The sequence below is a fragment of the Marinitoga sp. 38H-ov genome, assembly GCF_011057715.1.
Taxonomy (GTDB): Bacteria; Thermotogota; Thermotogae; order Petrotogales; family Petrotogaceae; genus Marinitoga.
The window spans coordinates 24,519-42,073 of sequence record NZ_LNGH01000014.1 but is presented as its reverse complement, the minus strand read 5'-3'; the positions used below and the strand labels follow the sequence as shown (position 1 = coordinate 42,073).

Sequence of the window (17,555 nt, the reverse complement as noted above, 5' to 3'; positions counted from 1 at the left end):
GGATAATATGTTAAATGATATAGAGATTGCAAAAAGTGCAAAAATGGAGAAGATAGTTGATATTGCAAAAGGTATAGATATTGAAGAAGAATATATACATCAATGTGGAAAATATATTGCAAAAATTTCTCATCATTATTTAAAGGAATTAAGCGATAAAAAAAATGGGAAATTGATACTAGTTACTGCTATTAATCCAACTCCAGCAGGTGAAGGAAAAACAACAACAAGTATAGGATTATCTATGGCAATAAACAAATTAGGTAAAAAATCTATAGTTGCACTAAGAGAACCTTCATTGGGTCCTGTCATGGGGGTAAAAGGTGGTGCTGCTGGTGGTGGATATTCTCAAGTTCTTCCTATGGAAGAAATAAATCTACATTTTACAGGAGATATTCATGCTATAACCACAGCCCATAACCTTGTTTCTGCAGTTATTGATGCACATATAAAATATGGTAATGAGTTAGATATCGATTCAACAAGAGTTTTTTGGAAAAGAGCTATGGATATAAATGATAGGGCATTAAGAGAAATAGTTGTTTCTCTTGGAGGACATTCAAATGGTAATCCTAGAGAAGATGGTTTTATTATTACCGCGGCTTCTGAAATTATGGCTGTAATGTGTTTAGCAGAAGATATTCCTGATTTAAAAAGAAGATTGCAAAATATAGTTGTAGCAAGGTCAAGAAATGGAAAACCTATTACTATAGGCGATTTAAAAATAGAAGGAGCGTTAGCAGCTGTATTAAAAAATGCCTTGGATCCTAATTTAGTTCAAACAATTGAAAACACACCCGCATTTATCCATGGAGGGCCATTTGCTAATATTGCACATGGGACAAATTCTTTAATTGCCACAAAAATGGCATTAAAGCTTTCTGATTATGTTGTTACTGAGAGTGGGTTTGGAGCCGACTTAGGAGCAGAAAAATTTCTGGATTTTGTATCTCCTACTGCAGGGTTTAAACCAGATGCGATTGTTTTAGTTGCTACTATTAGGGCATTAAAATATAATGGAGGAGTAAAAGAATATGATAAAGAAAATTTAGAGGCTTTGAGAAATGGAATTGTAAATTTAAAAGTTCATATTGAAAATTTAAATAAATTTGGAATTCCTATAGTGGTTGCTCTAAATAAATTTGACACAGATACTGAAATGGAAATTAATTATGTAATAGATTTTGTTGAAAATATGAATGTTCCTATTTCTATAAATGATGCATATTATAAAGGATCAGAAGGTGCATTGGATTTAGCAGAAAAAATAGTAAAAGTTGCGGAGGTTGAAAGCGAATTAAATACAATATACAATTGGCATGACCCTTTAGAAGTTAAAATAGTTAAATTAGCCAAAGAAATATATAGAGCAAAACATGTAGATTATGAAATGTCAGCAAGAAATAAGATTAAATTTCTAAAAAAATATGGATATGATCATTTACCTGTAATTGTTGCAAAAACTCAATATTCTATTTCAGATGATCCAAAAAAATTAGGAGCGCCAAGTAATTATAATTTTACAATTAGAGATTTTGAATTATCAGCCGGAGCAGGTTTTATTGTTGCATTAGCCGGAGAGATTATGAGAATGCCAGGATTGCCTAGGCATTCTAATGCAGAAAAGATAGATGTTGATGCAAAAGGTAATATAACTGGGTTGTTTTGAGGTGAGTTATGATAATATCAGTTGATACGTTATCGAATAAAATAAAAGAAAAAATTTTAAAAATTTCTAAAAAGCATAACTTAAAATTAGTTAGCGTGGCTTTGGAACCAGATAAAGCCACATTAGCTTATTTGAATTCTCAAAAAAAAATGTCAAAAAATTTAAATATAGAATATGAAATAATTAAAACAAATTCAAAGAAAAAATTAATAGAATCTATATTAGAATTAAATAAAGATAAAAAAGTTAACGGAATATTTCTATCTCAGCCATTACCTTTTGATACATACGAAATATCTTTACTTATAGATCCTAAAAAAGATGTTGAGGGTATTACACCATATAATCTAGGAAAATTAATATATGGAAAATCTTTTGTAAAGCCATGTACGGCTGATTCAATAATTAGAATATTACAAAGCTTTACTAATTTAGATGGGAAAAAAGTTTCAGTTATAGGAAGAAGTGTTATAGTAGGGATGCCTGTTTCTATTATGTTATCCAATAAAGAAAACAATGCTACAGTTACTATATGCCATAGTCACACAAAAAACATTAAAGAAATTACTTTGAATTCTGATATTATAGTATCAGCAGTTGGACATCCTAATTTCATTACTAAGGATATGATTAGAAAAAATTCTATAATAATTGATGTAGGTATAAATGTTGTTAATGGTGAGATTATTGGAGACGTAGAGAAATCAGTTCAAGATATTGCTTTTATAACCGAAGTGCCTGGTGGAGTTGGTGAAATTACATCATTAATTTTATTCGAAAATTTAACAAAATTATTTTTTATACAAATGGATAAAAAACAGGCATGACCTGTTTTTTATCTAAGAAAAAAAATAATTCCAATAAATGCTGAACTTAAAATTATATATATTGGATCTATTTTTGTTTTTATGAATAATATCAAAGCATAAATTGAAATAATTACACTTAAAAAATCTTTCGTATAAACAACAGGTTTTAATACTGACAAAAGTGTCATTAAAATTAAAATTATTGTTCCTAATTTTAAAGAATGCATTAAAATTGTTCTATTTAATTTGAATTTTTTTAATAGCCATTTTGCTATATAATAATAAATAATAGCAGGAATGACTAAAAAAATAGTATTCAAAGTAGCTCCTAATAACCCATATTTTAAATATCCTATGTAAGTAGCAAGGTTTACCGCAACAGGACCAGGGGTCATTTGAGAAATAGATATTGCTTGCTGCAAGGCTTTTTCGGATAATAGGTTATTTTCTAATATAAGTTGTTTTATTATTCCTAACGATGCCCAGCCTCCGCCAAATGATATAAATCCAATTTGAAAAAATAACAGTATCATTTTAAACATTTTTACCATATCCTTTTTCTAAAAAATAAAATAAAATTATGGAAGAAAAAAATATTATTACTGTATATTTTGGGAAAAAATACATGATTATAGTTGATAAAATAATTATTATAATATCAAATATCTTTTTTTTAGTGGTTTTTATAAAATCAACTAAAATACCTGTAACCATACCTATTAAAGAAGCATAAGCACCTTTTGTAAAAGCTAATACATAATTATTATTTGAATACTTCTTTAATATGGAAGCTACTAAAACTATACTGAAAAATGGTGGAATTAATATCCCTAAAGAAGTTATTAATGCTCCGTATATTCCATTTATTTTTTTTCCAATTAACCATGATACTTTAAAAGCTATGGGTCCAGGCATTGCCTGAGCTATAGATAAAATTTCTTTGAATTCTTCTTCAGTAATTAGGTTATTTGAAGTTAAATTTTTTAGCATAACTGGTATCATGGCATATCCACCACCTAGAGCTAAAGCAGAAATTTTAAAAAACATAAGAAATAATCTAATCAATAATAACACCTCACAAATTATTATCTTATATATTTTATCATAAATTTAGTACTTATATGATAAATTTATAAAAATTTCTTACTTTTGAATTTTCTTCTTAAATAAATAGTTGTATAATAGATAAGCTAATATAGATAAGGAGGAGTTAATATGATACCAACACCACATATTGAAGTTGATAAAAAAGGAATTATTGCAGAAACTGTTATAATGCCTGGAGATCCATTAAGAGCAAAATTTATTGCTGAAAATTTTTTAGAAAACCCTGTTTTATTTAATACAGTTAGAAATATGTTTGGGTTTACAGGAACATATAAAGGTAAAAAAATAAGTGTTATGGGTAGTGGTATGGGTATGCCAAGTATTGGTATTTACTCATATGAATTATTTAAATTTTACGATGTTCAAAATATTATTAGAGTTGGTTCTTGTGGTGCTTACTCAGAAGAAATAGATTTATACGATGTTATTTTAGTTGAAGATTCATATAGTGAATCTACTTATGCTAAAGTTATGGCAGGTATAGAAGATAATATTTTAAAACCTTCAAGTGAATTAAACAAAAGATTAGAAGAAGCTGCAAAAAGTTTAAATATACCAATTCACAAAGGAAGAATTCACAGTTCAGATGTGTTTTATAGACAAAATTTTGATGATTATAAAAAAATTAGAGATAATTACGGATGTATAGCTGTTGAAATGGAATCTTTTGCATTATTTGCTAATGCACAAGTTACTGGAAAAAATGCTGCCTGTTTATTAACAGTTTCTGATTCTTTAGTTACTATGAAGGCAACAACTAGTGAAGAAAGAATGAAATCATTCACTAATATGATGAAAATAGCATTGGAAATGGCTTAATCTAAATGAATGGGATTTCCCATTCATTTTTCTTTATTTATGATATAATTTATATATATTATAATTTATATATATATTAATATTTGGGGGAATATTATGGATGATACTGTATGTAAACATCTATTTGAAAATTCTGAACATGCTGTAATATATTGGGATAAAAATTTAAAATTAATAAAAGCTAATAAAGCGGCAGCTTTATTGTATGGATTTTCATCTCCAGAAAAAATGAATGGAATTTCATATGATTCATTGATTTTTGAACCAGAAATTGATATTTTAAATAGAATAAATGAATCAATTAAAAATAATGAAGTAGTAAAGATTTTTGAAAAAAAGATAAAAATAAATAATGAAATAATATGGGTAGAATCCCATATCTCCCCTATAATTTACAAAGATACCTATATTATTCAAGAAATTGATTATAATATTACCGAAAGAAAGAAAATAGAAAATGCTTTAAATTATGAAAAAAAGAAATTTGAAAAATATTTTAATTTATCTCCTACAATTAATGTTGTTCTTGATAAAAATGGTTGCATAAGAGATATTAATGAAAAAGCTTTAGAAATACTACATGTTTCTAGAGAAGAAGCTATTGGATTAAATTGGTTTGAAAACTTTATACCAAAAGAAATTAAAAATAATGTGGAAAAAGTTTTTTTTGATATTTTAATGGGGAAAATAAAATATATTGATAACTATGAAAATGAGATTATTAATAAAAAGGGAGAAAAAAGATTAATATCATGGAGAAATAATTATATAAAAGAAAATGATAAAATTAATCAGGTTATTTCCTTTGGAGTAGATATTACTGATGAAAGAAGATATTTAGAAAGAATTGAATATGAAAATATATTTATAAATGAATTTTTTAACTTATCCACTGAATTATTAAATTTTGATAATTCATATAATATTTATAAAAAAATTATAGATAGTTTAGTTGAAATTGTTCCTCATGCTCAAGCAGGATCATTTGTTTTATTAGAAAAAGATAGATATATATATAAGGCTATGAAGGGATATGATATTAATTTATTTAAAAATGTTAGGTTAGATGGGAAAATAAATAAGTTAAGAAAATTGGAACCGTTTATTGTAAAGAATTGGAAAGATGAATATAATTATACATCTGAAGATAAAAAAATATTTGAAAAATTTGGAAAAATTAATATGATAAATGAAACGTTATATATTCCATTAGTTGTAAATAATAATTTATATGGGGCAATTACATTAGATACATATGACCATTTTTTTGAAAACTATGAAATTAACTTTGCAAAAATAATAAAAACAAATTTAGAATTTTTATTATGGAAATTAAATGCTGATGATAAATTACGTCAAGCTGCTGAATATGATTATTTAACAAAGATATATAATAGACAATCTTTTATGTATAAAATAAAGGATATAATAAAAATTTCTAAAAGAAATTATCAGAAAATAGCGTTTATTTTCTTAGATATTAATAAATTTAAATCTATAAACGATAGCTACGGACATAATATAGGAGATGAAGTTTTGAAATTTTTCACAAAAAAAATATCTAGTATATTGAGAGAAAGTGATATTTTCGCAAGATTAGGAGGAGATGAATTTATTATTGCTTTAGCTAATTCTGATTTACAAGGAGCACAAAAAGTTATAGATAAAATAAATAAATTATTTGAAGATAAATTTGAGTATGAGAACATATCTTTAAAAATTTCATCTAGTTTTGGTATTGCGATTTTTCCAGAGGATGGTAAAGATATAGATATATTATTGGAAGTCGCAGATAAAAGAATGTATGAATATAAAAATAATATAAGGAGATAAAATGAGAAAAATATTTTTATTTTTATTTCTACTATTAATATTAAATGTTTTTTCATACACATATATAGAAAATACTATATTATATCCAGGAGAAAATATTAAAATTAAAGGATATAATGAGGATTCTGTTATATTAAAATTATACAATATTTTAGATCCAATGGAAGTTTTTTATAAAGAAAAGAAAATAAATGAATTAAATAAAGAGTTAATCTACACTAAAAAAATAAAGTTTAAAGATAATAATTATTCTGAAAAAATTAATAATGAAGGAGTTTATTTATTAGAGTTACAAGGTAAAGAAATTACTAATTATAATATTATTATAGTAAGATCTATTGATTTTATTTCAATATATGACGGTGAATATTTAAAAATAAAAATTATAGATTTAAAAAATGGTATATTATCAAATGCCGATATATATTTAGTTGATGATTTTGGAGAAGTTATCAATTATAAAAATATATCTGATTTAGAAATAAAAATTAAAAATTTAAAAAAAATTATAGCAAAAAAACACAATTCATATGCTATTAAAAATATATATAACCCATATAAAACATATGGGAATAATAAAATTATTATAATTACTGATAAACCAATATATAAACCAGGTGATGAATTACATATAAAAATTCATCTTTTTGAAAATAAAGATAATATATATATGCCATCAAAAAATAAAAAAATACTATTAAAATTAAAAGGGCCAAATGATTTAGAATTATTTAATAATGAAATAATTACAGATGAATTTGGTGGGGTAAGCTATGATTATGTTTTGAATAAGGAATTACCTATTGGTTATTATTCTTTAAATGTTTTATATGAAGGTGAAGAGGAATATTATGGTTTTTATATACAAAATTACATTAAACCAGAATATCAAATTTTTTTGAGTTCTGATAAAGAATATTACTTTTCTAATGAAATAATAAATTATAAGATTAAGTTAAAATATTATAATGAAGAACCTGTTAATAATGCTCAAGTTGCTTATTATATAAGATATTTTCCTATAAATTCTAATGATCAGAAATTAGTATATCAAGGAATTTCTTTTACCAATGAAAATGGCGAAATACTTCTTCCAATTAAAGTTCAATCGGAACATAACGGATATTATGTTATACAAATAGTAACCATTGATGAAAGCCAAAGACAAATGGAAGATGAATATTCTGTTAAAGTATATAATGGTAATTATTTAATAAAAACTGATAAATATTATTATCAAAGTAAGTTAAATAGTGAATTTACAATTTCTGGTATTGTGAGTGATATAAATAATATACCTGTTTCTGGGAATATAAAGATTGAAATTTTCGATAATTCAAATAATATAATTTCATCTTCTTCGTACTCTTTTGATGGAAAGTTTGATATTCCAATATTACTAAAAAAAGAAGGATCATATAAAATTAAACTTTCATATGATGATGCATATGTATATGTTTATTCATATGCATCATTATATCAAGAAGAAAAAGGAATTAAATATAAAATAGATAATAATACAATAAAAATATTAGATTTTAATGGTTATGTTTTTCTATGCGGAAGAAAGTTATATGATGAAGGAAATATATTGGAAATTCCCGAATCACCTCTGGAAAGGAATCTTTTTCTAATATCTTTTTATGTAGAAAATTATAAAATTATTAAAAATATTCAAACAGTTAATTTAAAACAAAATAGAAATTTAAATTTTTATATAAAATTATCAAAAGATAGTTATACTCCTAAAGAGATGGTTGATTTAGAGATTATTTCAAATGAAGATGCAGAATTTACTTTATCTGTAGTCGATGAGTCAATATTTTCATTGGTTGATTATAAATTTGATTTAGAGAAATCATTATATTCAGAATTATATTATCCTGACATAATCATAGATTCTTCAAATCAATATTTCTTTTATAATAATAGAGTAAGTTTAAAACAATCTAAAAATATTTTAGCTTCTACAAAGGTAGTAAATTCTCAAAAAGTAAATACTAGGGAATTTTTTCCTGATACGGCATTATGGTTGTCAGCAATTAAAACTAAAAATGGTTATGCAAAAATATCTTTTAAAAATCCAGATTCAATAACATCTTTTAGAGTAACTGTTAATGGTGTATCAAATGGTAAAATCGGTACAAAAATAGATAAATATATTTCTAACAAAGATTTTTATATAAGACCTATTTTACCAAAATTTGCAATCAAAGGTGATTTTATCGAATTTCCAGTTGTAATATACAATAATATGAAAAAAGATTTAAAAATAAATTATTATATAGATAGTAAATTTGATATTTCTCCTAAATCTGGAGTAATGGATATCAAAAAAAATTCAAATAAAGTGATTAAATTTATTTTAAATGCTAATAAAGCAGAAGAATATCCTATAGTATTTAATTTTGAAAAAGATATAGTAAAATTAAATCTTAAAGTATATGATAATATTTTAAAAAGAAATGAAAAAGAAATTGTCCAAGGTAAAGAAGGAGAAATTTTTAATATAAAAAAAATAATCGATGATAATATTAATGAATTATTAGAATTTCCATATATGTGTACTGAGCAGTCTGTATCATCAGTTATTTCGGGTATTAACGAAGATAAAATTCAAAAAAAATTAAATGATGTTATATTTAGATTATATAAATATCAGAATATTGATGGTGGATGGGGATGGTGGCCAAATGATAAGTCAGATACATATATAACAACATATGTATTAGAATTATTTTATTATATAAAAAATATGACAAACGTTAATATTAATAAAAATATAATTGATAATGGCTTGAAATATTTATTATCTGAATTTCAAAATTCAAACTATAAGGGTTATGTTTGGTATATTTTAAAACTATACAATATTGATTTAAATATAATACCTGAAAATGAACTTGACTTATTATTTTATTCATTTTTTAATAATAATGCCTTTAATAATTTATTAGAAAAAATTGTAATAGTAAATGATATAGCTTATTTGGAATATTACGAAGATTATTTTGTTAGTAATATAGAATTAAATTCGTGGTTATTAAAATTATTAACAGAAAAAAATGAAAAAGAATTATCATTTAAAGTATTGAAATATTTATTATTAAACAAATGGTATTCAACAAAAGATAAGGCAAGAGTTAATATGGCACTTTTTGATTTTTCTAATTTAGAATTTAATAATTTAAAGATAATAGATAAGATGAATATTGATAAAGAATATGTAAATAAAGGTATAAAAATAGAAAAAATTTTGTATAAAAACTATCCTATGATCATTTCTCAAGATAAAAGAAATTATTTAATTGATAGTTTTATGCCATTGAATAAAAATTTTATACCGGAAAATGTTGAGATATTGTCTGTTGGCATTTTGGAAAGAAGAGGGAATGAATATATATGGTTATATAAAGGGAAAGATGAAAAGTTTCAATTATTTAATATATTTTTTGAAATTATAAAAGGGGAAGTTTTTGCAAACAATATTAATTATGGTTATCCATATTCTTTAAGGAGCGTTAATAAAAAAATATATTTACATACGTCTAAAGGATTATTTGAAATTGTATCTAATAAAAAAATTGATGAAAATATTAAAGATTTTGCTATATATAACAATAGAATTATAATATTAAAAAATAATAAATTAATATTAGATGATAAAACTATTGAATTAAATAAAGATTTTCGATATGTTGATGTATTTAATAATAATATTTATTTATTTAATGATTCAATGTATATGTTAAATAATGAAAAGTTGGAATATGTATTTCCTATAAGTGCATATAGAGTATTAAATAATAACATATACTATGGATCTGTGAAATTTGAAGGAAATTCAATGCCTATATCTAATTTTGGAAAATTTAAGATTCTATTTAAAAAAGGAAAACATAATATATATTTATCTGATATTATAAAAACAAAAATACAATTTATATCAGAAATTCCAGCTTATTTAATTTTTGAAGATCCATATATTGGTTCTTCTCAAATACTTACTAATTATAATGAAAATACTATTAAACCATCATATAAATTTTATTATAATTGGTATAATAATTGGATTTATTGGTATAGTGCTTATCAAATAAATAAAAATAAAATATCTTTTTTTGCAAATGGATTTAAGAATGGTATATTTGAATATTATTGGAAACCAACACTACCAGGAAGATATACTCTTTTACATACAGTTGGATATTCAATGTATTGGAGTGGAATATATGGGAGTTCAAAAATTATTTATATTGATATTCTTGATAATTAATATATTTGTATTAGGATACAAAATACATGTATATCCATATGATTTTGATTTAAATTATCCTTTAGATTTTGAAGTATTAATTATAGAAGCAGATACATTATTTGAATACAATCTACTTACAAATCAACCATATTCAAAGGCTGCTATATTTATACCAGAAGAAAATATTATTATTTCACAACCTTTTTATGTATTAAAGAAATTAAATATATTTAGAAAAACTATTATTCATGAGCTGTATCATTACTATTTAACTAATTTTTTGAATATGAATTATAAATATCAAGATATATATATAAAAAAATTGGGGTTTTAAAATGAAAAAGATATTTATTCTTTTTTTGATAACTTTATTATTTATAAGTTGTAAAAAAGAATATATACCAATAGATAAGAATTTAAATGGTTTTGAAGATTCTCTAGAATTTAATGAGGAAGAAAGCATTATTTTTAGAAATTGGTTTACTAATATAGTTATTAATATAGCTGTTGAAAAAAATTTGCCATATAATTATAGTGATTGTGCTGGATTGATAAAATTTGCATATAAAGAAACATTAAAAAAACATGACGCAAGTTGGCTTGCCAGTAATAATTATAAAGGGCCAATATTTAAAGATTTGAGATATAATTATCCAGATGTTCCATTTGTAGGAGTGAAAATCTTTAGAAAAAATGATGGTATATTTGATAAAAAAAATATTGATGAAGATTTTTCTGAATATGTTACTGCAAGATATTTAATAGAATTTAATTTAGAATATATTTCTAAAGATATTGATAAAGCAAAATCTGGGGATATTTTAGCTTTTTTTCATCCGGAAGATCCGGAATTTCCATATCATTTAATGATATATATTGAATATAGAAATGAAAAATTTTTGATATATCATACTGGGCCAATTGATGGAGGTGGATATATTAAAGTAGTAAAATTAAGTGAATTTTATAAATTTGATCCATCATGGCTTCCTGTTAAAAATAATAAATATTTCTTAGGGGTTTTTAAATTTAAGTTATTAATGTTATAATTTTAAATATTTTATTTTTATTATTTGCTTGAGGTGAAAAAATGCTTTTTAAAATAAATGAAGTTTCTCATAATTTTGGAAGTCAAGACATCTTTTATGATGTCAATTTATCTGTTTATGAAAATGATAGAATTGCACTGATTGGTCCAAATGGTTCTGGGAAAACTACATTATTAAGAATCATTAATGGGGAAATTGAACCATTAGAAGGAAAAGTTTTAAGAACAAAAAATTTAAAATTAGGATATTTAAAGCAATTTAGAGCTGATGAAATGGATTTATCCTTGTTTGAGTATGTTTTAAAAGAAATTGAAAAAAACATAAACGATGAAATGAAAAATAAAATAGTTAGATCTGTTCTTAAGGGTATGGGATTTGAAGAATATGAATGGGCTAGAAAAATTAAATCTCTTAGTGGAGGGGAATTAACAAGATTAGCATTAGGAAGACTTTTAGCCGGAGATTATAATTTATTGATTTTAGATGAGCCTACAAATCATTTAGATATATATTCTATTAATTGGTTAATTAATTATTTGAAAAATTATAAAGGGGCTTTGATATTTGTATCGCATGATAGAAAATTTATTAAGGAATTAGCAAATAGATTTTGGGAAATAAATAATTTTAAAGTATGGGATTTTCAAGGTAATTATAACCAATATTTAAATCTTAGAGAGAATATCTTAATAAATATTACTAATAGAAAGAAAAATTTAGAAAAAGAAATAAATAGATTAAATGAAATGATAGAGCGTTTTCGAAAATGGGGAACGGAAAAAATGATGAAGCAAGCAAAATTTAGAGAAATGCTCAGAGATAAAATATTGAAGGAATATGAGGAGATTGATTCTTTAGAAGAACAGCAAGTTATTAAAATAAAAATTCCTGAACCAAAAAGAACGGGGTATAAAGTAATTACTGTTAAAAATTTATATTTTAAATATGATAATAAAGAAATATTAGAAGATATTAACTTTGAAATTAATGAAGGAGAAAAAGTTACTATTCTTGGGAAAAATGGTAGTGGTAAATCAACATTATTAAAATTATTAATTGGAAAATTAACTCCTAATAAAGGAACTATAGAATGGGGATATAATATTAAGATTGGTTATCTTGATCAAGTAATTTCTTCTTTAGCTCAATCATTTAATGTTATAAAAACTATTTGGCAAGATGTTCCTGAATGGCAAGATTTTGAAGTAAGGAAATACCTAGGAAGATTTGGGTTTTCCGGAGATTCAGTTTTTAAAGAAATAAATACTTTAAGTGGTGGGGAATTAACTAGATTAGCTTTAGCAAAATTAATTTTACAAAAACCAAATGTATTAATATTGGATGAACCAACAAATCACCTTGATATTTTTACTGTTCAAACTTTAGAAGAAACTTTAAAGGAGTTTAAAGGATCAATAATAATGGTTTCACATGATGAAAATTTAATTACTAGTTTATCTGATAGATATTTTTTAATAAATAATGCTAATTTATTGGAATTTTCTGAATTTGGAAAGTTATTACCAATATTATTAAATGACTCATTTAAATTAAAAAAAGATAATAATGAAAATAAAGATTATGAGATAAATAAAAGAATAAAAAATAGAATTAAATCACTAGAAAGAGAAAAAGAAAAACTTGAAAAAGAATTTGAAAAAATAATAATAGAAATTGAAAAGGTTGAAAATTTAATGATAAAGTATTCCAAAGATTATCAAAAATTAATAGAATTACAGAGTGAGAAATTAAATTTTGAAAATAAGCTTGAGGAAATTACTGAAAGAGAAATAGAAATTAATGATGAACTAAATGAATTAAATGGAGGATGATTATATGATTTTCGGAATATACTCCGACCAAAGCAGCAATTATTTAAACCCAACAAATCCAAAAACAGGTGATGAAATTACAATAAAAATAAGAATACCTAAAAAGTATGGTGAAGTTTCAGGGAAATTATATTTAGCAACAAAGAAAAATACTCATAGATATAAGCATACGAATATGAGTTTGGAATATGAAAATGATTATTTTTGGTATTATTCAACAAGTTTTAAATTAACAGAAAGGTTTATAAGATATCATTTTGAAATAAATTTTTCAAATGAAAATAAGATAATTAAATATGATTCTCAGGGTATAGTGAATAATAGGTATATTGAAGATTTTGTTATTATACCAGATTTTGAAGTTCCTGAATGGTCAATTGGTGCTGTATATTATCAAATTTTTCCTGATAGATTTAATAACGGTGATCCATCTAATGATCCTGTTAATGGTGAGTATATATATGATGGAGAACCTATAATAAAAAAAGAATGGGATGAATTACCACACCCAACAAAAGGACACAAAGAATTCTATGGGGGAGATTTACAAGGGATTATTGAAAAATTGGATTATTTACAAGATTTAGGTATAGAGGTAATATATTTAAATCCAATTTTTGTATCTCCAAGTCCCCATAAATATGATACACAGGACTATGAACATATAGATCCTCATTTAGGGGTTATTATTGAGGATAATGATGATATTAATGAAAAATATAAAGTAAGAACAACATCTGAAAAAAATTTAATTGAAAGCGATAATTTATTTGCTAAATTAGTAGAAGAAGCTCATAAAAGGAATATTAGAATAGTGCTAGATGGTGTGTTTAACCATTGTGGTTCATACCACAAATGGGTAAATGAATACAATGTATATGGTAAAGATATGGGAGTTATTAATAATCCTAATGCTCCGGAATCAGAGTATTTTTACTGGAATGAAGATGGATATGAAGGATGGTGGGGATATAAATCTTTACCCAAATTAAATTATGATAAAACAATGTTACTTTGGAAATATATTTCTGAAATTGGTGAAAAATGGGTTTCAAATTCTTTTAATGCAGATGGTTGGAGATTAGATGTAGCTAGAGATTTAGGAAAAAATAAAAATGTTAATAAGACATTTTGGAGATATTTTAGAACTATTGTAAAACGTGCAAATAAAGACGCTATTATTTTTGCCGAAGATTATGAATCTCCTAAAGAATGGATTGAAAATCTTTCTTGGGATGGAATAATGAATTACATTGGTTCAATGGATCCTATAAGTTATTTTTTAACAGGAATAGAAAAACATAACGATGATTTCAAACCTGAATTAATTGGTAATTCTGAATGGTTTATTCATCAATTAAAATGGGCATGGAGTCAATTGCCTTTAAATTCAAAATATATTTCTTTAAATCAGTTAAGTAATCACGATCATTCAAGGTGGGCAACTAGAACAACTAAAAAAATTGGAAGAGCACATATTTTAGGACATGAAGAAGCGGAAAAAGGAATAGATTGGGAAATGTTTAAAATAGGATACTTAATGAATTTTACTTTACCAGGATCTCCGGGACTATATTATGGAGATGAGATTGGTTTATCTGGATGGACCGATCCAGATAATAGACGAACTTTTCCTTGGGATAAATTAAATGAAGAGGAATACAAACATCGTTTGAATTTTATGAAAAATATGATAAAATTTTATAAATGGAATCATGTTTTAAGAAATGGTTCTATTGAATTTTTAAAATGGGATAAAGGATTCCTTTCATATGGTATTTGGAATAATAATGAACATTTACTAGTAATAATAAATATAAATGAAGAAGAATATGAATATGAAATTCCAGTATGGATAGCAGAGATATACGAAGGTTCTCTTAAACCGATTTTTAGTACAAAAGGAGTAAAAAATGAAAGTATTAATGTATATAATGGAATAATTAATGGTTATATAGAAGGGAAAACTGCTATAGTATATAAAAAAATTGAATTTTTGTGATATAATAATTGTGTGAGAGGAGGAATAACAATGAAAAAGGAAATATACGGAAATAGCGCAACCGTTTTTTTACAAGGAAGAATAGATATAAATAATTCAGAAGAATTAAGGGATGAATTAAATGAATTAGCAGAGAATGGAATCAAAAGAATATTTATAGATATGTCAGAATTGGATTACATTGATAGTAGCGGATTAGGAAGGATATTATACTTTTTCATGAATTATAAAAAACAAGGTGGTTCAATGGAATTACATAATGTTAGAAATGAAAATGTCAAAAAAGTAATTGAAATTGTTAAATTAGATAAAATAATACCCGTAAAAGAATATAATGTTGAATGATCTTCCCGAATGGGAAGATTTTTTTTATTTTTAACAAAAAATGCTCTTAAATTTAATCCTATTATGGCATAAATATATTTAGATATATACAAATTGTATATAATAAGGAGGGTGTTATATGGCTCATGTAAAAATTTCAATATATACTACATCAAGATGTCCATGGTGTAAGAAGGCAAAAAATTATTTTAAACAATTAGGGATTCCGTTTAAGGAATATAATGTTGAAAAAGATCAAAAAGCTGCAGAAAGAATGGTAAAAAAGACAGGTCAAATGGGAGTTCCTGTTATTGAAATTGGTAATCAAATAATAGTTGGATTTGATAAAGGGAAAATTGAGAAACTTCTAGGAATTTAAAAATCCCCCATCATTTTTAAGATGGGGGATTTATTATAGTTCAAAGTATAATTCAAACTCTTTTGGTTGAGGAATTGAGTAAATGATATTTGCTTCTTTTATTTTTGTATCAATCCATTTATTAATTAAAGATTCAGGGAATGTTTTTAAGTATTCATTATCTTTTTTAAGACCATTTATAACATCTTTTAAATTCAATGGAAACTCTTTATCATTTTCCCCTTTTGAATGGAAACCTAATTCAACAGGATCTAAATTTTCTTCTATTCCATTTAATCCAGCTAAAACCATTGCAGATAAAAAGAAATAGATGTTTGATGTAGCATCACCTGTTCTAAATTCAATTCTTGTATCAGCCTTGCTTAAATAACCTGGTATTCTAATTGCTGCACTTCTACTTCCTTTTGAGAAAGATGCTGAAATAGGAGCTTCAAATCCTGGAACAAGCCTTTTATATGAATTTGTGCTAGGATTTGACCATGAAAGTAATGAACCTGATAAACTGTGTTTTAATACACCAGCTGTATAATTTAGAGCTAATTTACTTAAATTATATAATTCGTCTCCAACAAATAAACTCTTTCCATTATCTTCTAAATATTGATGAACATGCATACCATTTCCAGGCATATTATATAATGGTTTTGGCATAAATGTTACGTATAAACCATATTCACCAGCAACTCTTCTAATTAAATATTTTGCTAATGTTACATTATCTGATGCATCTACTAAAGACATGAAATTTAATTCTATTTCATGTTGGGCAATTCCTACTTCATGATGATGATATTTTACAGGGATACCAGCGTTTTCTAAAACTTTCACAATTTCATTTCTTAAATCAAAATGTATATCATATGGTTCATTTAAATGATAAGAAGAGCCACTAGCCTTTGGATAATCATGTTCTTCACCTAAACCTTCAGAATTTTCAATGTAATAATATGATTCGGTAGAAGATGTCCTATAATTTATATTATCAAATATATGAAATTCTAATTCTACTAACATTTTTACATCATCAGCAATATTTGATTTTTTTATATATTCTAATGTTTCTTTTGCAATGCTTCTAGGATATTGATCGAAATACTCTCCTGTTGAAGGGCTAATTACATCGGATAATACGTGTAATATTCTCATATCATCTTTTTCTTCAAGATACATTTTTGATAAGTCGGGAATTGCCACCATATCAGAATCTGTTACCTTTGCAAAACCAAAATTAGAAGCATCAAAACCAATGCCTTCTTTGAAAATTTTTTCGCTAACATAGCTTTTTGGTAAAGTTACATGTTTTAATTTTCCGAATATATCTACAACCATAATATCTAAATAATCATAATCTTCTGGGATTTTATCGATTTTAAAAAAATTTAACATATATTCACCTCCAAAAATATTTTCACAAATATACTATATCATTTTTGAAAAAAATTTCATAGTTTAATATTTAAATTTTTCATACCAT

The 17,555-nt window shown here is 24.4% G+C and carries 14 protein-coding genes; 11 read left to right on the top strand and 3 right to left on the bottom strand.

The features are described from left to right. The first annotated feature begins 7 nt into the window (after window positions 1-7). Window positions 8-1,669, top strand: coding sequence for a formate--tetrahydrofolate ligase (locus AS160_RS04900; RefSeq protein ID WP_165145753.1), 1,662 nt, complete (start codon window positions 8-10; stop codon window positions 1,667-1,669). A gap of 8 nt (window positions 1,670-1,677) precedes the next feature. Continuing rightward, complete coding sequence (locus AS160_RS04895; RefSeq protein WP_165145750.1) at window positions 1,678-2,496, top strand: bifunctional 5,10-methylenetetrahydrofolate dehydrogenase/5,10-methenyltetrahydrofolate cyclohydrolase; 819 nt, start codon at window positions 1,678-1,680, stop codon at window positions 2,494-2,496. Between the two features lie 8 nt (window positions 2,497-2,504). Here AS160_RS04895 and AS160_RS04890 read toward each other — a convergent pair whose 3' ends face one another. Both AS160_RS04890 and AS160_RS04885 read right to left on the bottom strand, forming a co-directional pair. Further along, window positions 2,505-3,011: a chromate transporter gene (locus tag AS160_RS04890; RefSeq protein WP_165145747.1), complete on the bottom strand. Its 507-nt coding sequence runs from the start codon at window positions 3,009-3,011 to the stop codon at window positions 2,505-2,507. A 1-nt stretch (window position 3,012) separates the two neighbouring features. Then, complete coding sequence (locus tag AS160_RS04885) at window positions 3,013-3,543, bottom strand: chromate transporter (RefSeq protein ID WP_165145744.1); 531 nt, start codon at window positions 3,541-3,543, stop codon at window positions 3,013-3,015. 150 nt (window positions 3,544-3,693) lie between these two features. Here AS160_RS04885 and deoD point away from each other — a divergent pair, with 150 nt between their 5' ends. The 9 genes from deoD (at window position 3,694) to AS160_RS04840 (ending at window position 16,081) form a co-directional block, all read left to right on the top strand. After that, entirely contained in the window at window positions 3,694-4,404 is a 711-nt protein-coding gene (deoD, locus tag AS160_RS04880; RefSeq protein WP_165145741.1) for a purine-nucleoside phosphorylase, read from the top strand. Between the two features lie 96 nt (window positions 4,405-4,500). Next, complete coding sequence (locus tag AS160_RS04875) at window positions 4,501-6,237, top strand: sensor domain-containing diguanylate cyclase (RefSeq protein ID WP_165145738.1); 1,737 nt, start codon at window positions 4,501-4,503, stop codon at window positions 6,235-6,237. Between the two features lies 1 nt (window position 6,238). Next, window positions 6,239-10,513: an MG2 domain-containing protein gene (locus AS160_RS04870; RefSeq protein ID WP_165145735.1), complete on the top strand. Its 4,275-nt coding sequence runs from the start codon at window positions 6,239-6,241 to the stop codon at window positions 10,511-10,513. After that, complete coding sequence (locus AS160_RS04865; RefSeq protein ID WP_165145732.1) at window positions 10,470-10,829, top strand: hypothetical protein; 360 nt, start codon at window positions 10,470-10,472, stop codon at window positions 10,827-10,829. The genes AS160_RS04870 and AS160_RS04865 overlap by 44 nt, the downstream gene beginning before the upstream one ends. A 1-nt stretch (window position 10,830) precedes the next feature. Further along, window positions 10,831-11,544: a DUF1175 family protein gene (locus AS160_RS04860; RefSeq protein ID WP_165145729.1), complete on the top strand. Its 714-nt coding sequence runs from the start codon at window positions 10,831-10,833 to the stop codon at window positions 11,542-11,544. A gap of 41 nt (window positions 11,545-11,585) precedes the next feature. Beyond that, window positions 11,586-13,376: a ribosomal protection-like ABC-F family protein gene (gene abc-f, locus AS160_RS04855; RefSeq protein ID WP_165145726.1), complete on the top strand. Its 1,791-nt coding sequence runs from the start codon at window positions 11,586-11,588 to the stop codon at window positions 13,374-13,376. A gap of 4 nt (window positions 13,377-13,380) precedes the next feature. Further along, the gene (locus tag AS160_RS04850; protein ID WP_165145723.1) at window positions 13,381-15,378 is read left to right on the top strand and encodes a glycoside hydrolase family 13 protein; all 1,998 of its coding nucleotides are present in this window, start codon (window positions 13,381-13,383) and stop codon (window positions 15,376-15,378) included. A 30-nt stretch (window positions 15,379-15,408) separates the two neighbouring features. Next, a complete protein-coding gene (locus tag AS160_RS04845) occupies window positions 15,409-15,723 on the top strand; it encodes an STAS domain-containing protein (RefSeq protein WP_165145720.1) in 315 nt (104 codons plus the stop codon). A gap of 118 nt (window positions 15,724-15,841) precedes the next feature. Beyond that, window positions 15,842-16,081: a glutaredoxin family protein gene (locus AS160_RS04840; protein ID WP_165145717.1), complete on the top strand. Its 240-nt coding sequence runs from the start codon at window positions 15,842-15,844 to the stop codon at window positions 16,079-16,081. A 33-nt stretch (window positions 16,082-16,114) separates the two neighbouring features. Here the strand turns inward: AS160_RS04840 and AS160_RS04835 are convergent, their stop codons facing one another. After that, window positions 16,115-17,467: a glutamine synthetase beta-grasp domain-containing protein gene (locus AS160_RS04835; RefSeq protein ID WP_165145714.1), complete on the bottom strand. Its 1,353-nt coding sequence runs from the start codon at window positions 17,465-17,467 to the stop codon at window positions 16,115-16,117. Window positions 17,468-17,555: the final 88 nt, after the last annotated feature.

What these genes read in the sequence shown, in the direction of transcription:
- AS160_RS04900 (WP_165145753.1), top strand. Translation starts at nt 8, where the DNA reads ATGTTAAATGATATAGAGATTGCAAAAAGTGCAAAAATGGAGAAGATA.
- AS160_RS04895 (WP_165145750.1), top strand. Translation starts at nt 1,678, where the DNA reads ATGATAATATCAGTTGATACGTTATCGAATAAAATAAAAGAAAAAATT.
- AS160_RS04890 (WP_165145747.1), bottom strand. Translation starts at nt 3,011, where the DNA reads ATGATACTGTTATTTTTTCAAATTGGATTTATATCATTTGGCGGAGGC.
- deoD (WP_165145741.1), top strand. Translation starts at nt 3,694, where the DNA reads ATGATACCAACACCACATATTGAAGTTGATAAAAAAGGAATTATTGCA.
- AS160_RS04875 (WP_165145738.1), top strand. Translation starts at nt 4,501, where the DNA reads ATGGATGATACTGTATGTAAACATCTATTTGAAAATTCTGAACATGCT.
- AS160_RS04870 (WP_165145735.1), top strand. Translation starts at nt 6,239, where the DNA reads ATGAGAAAAATATTTTTATTTTTATTTCTACTATTAATATTAAATGTT.
- AS160_RS04865 (WP_165145732.1), top strand. Translation starts at nt 10,470, where the DNA reads ATGGGAGTTCAAAAATTATTTATATTGATATTCTTGATAATTAATATA.
- AS160_RS04860 (WP_165145729.1), top strand. Translation starts at nt 10,831, where the DNA reads ATGAAAAAGATATTTATTCTTTTTTTGATAACTTTATTATTTATAAGT.
- abc-f (WP_165145726.1), top strand. Translation starts at nt 11,586, where the DNA reads ATGCTTTTTAAAATAAATGAAGTTTCTCATAATTTTGGAAGTCAAGAC.
- AS160_RS04850 (WP_165145723.1), top strand. Translation starts at nt 13,381, where the DNA reads ATGATTTTCGGAATATACTCCGACCAAAGCAGCAATTATTTAAACCCA.
- AS160_RS04845 (WP_165145720.1), top strand. Translation starts at nt 15,409, where the DNA reads ATGAAAAAGGAAATATACGGAAATAGCGCAACCGTTTTTTTACAAGGA.
- AS160_RS04840 (WP_165145717.1), top strand. Translation starts at nt 15,842, where the DNA reads ATGGCTCATGTAAAAATTTCAATATATACTACATCAAGATGTCCATGG.
- AS160_RS04835 (WP_165145714.1), bottom strand. Translation starts at nt 17,467, where the DNA reads ATGTTAAATTTTTTTAAAATCGATAAAATCCCAGAAGATTATGATTAT.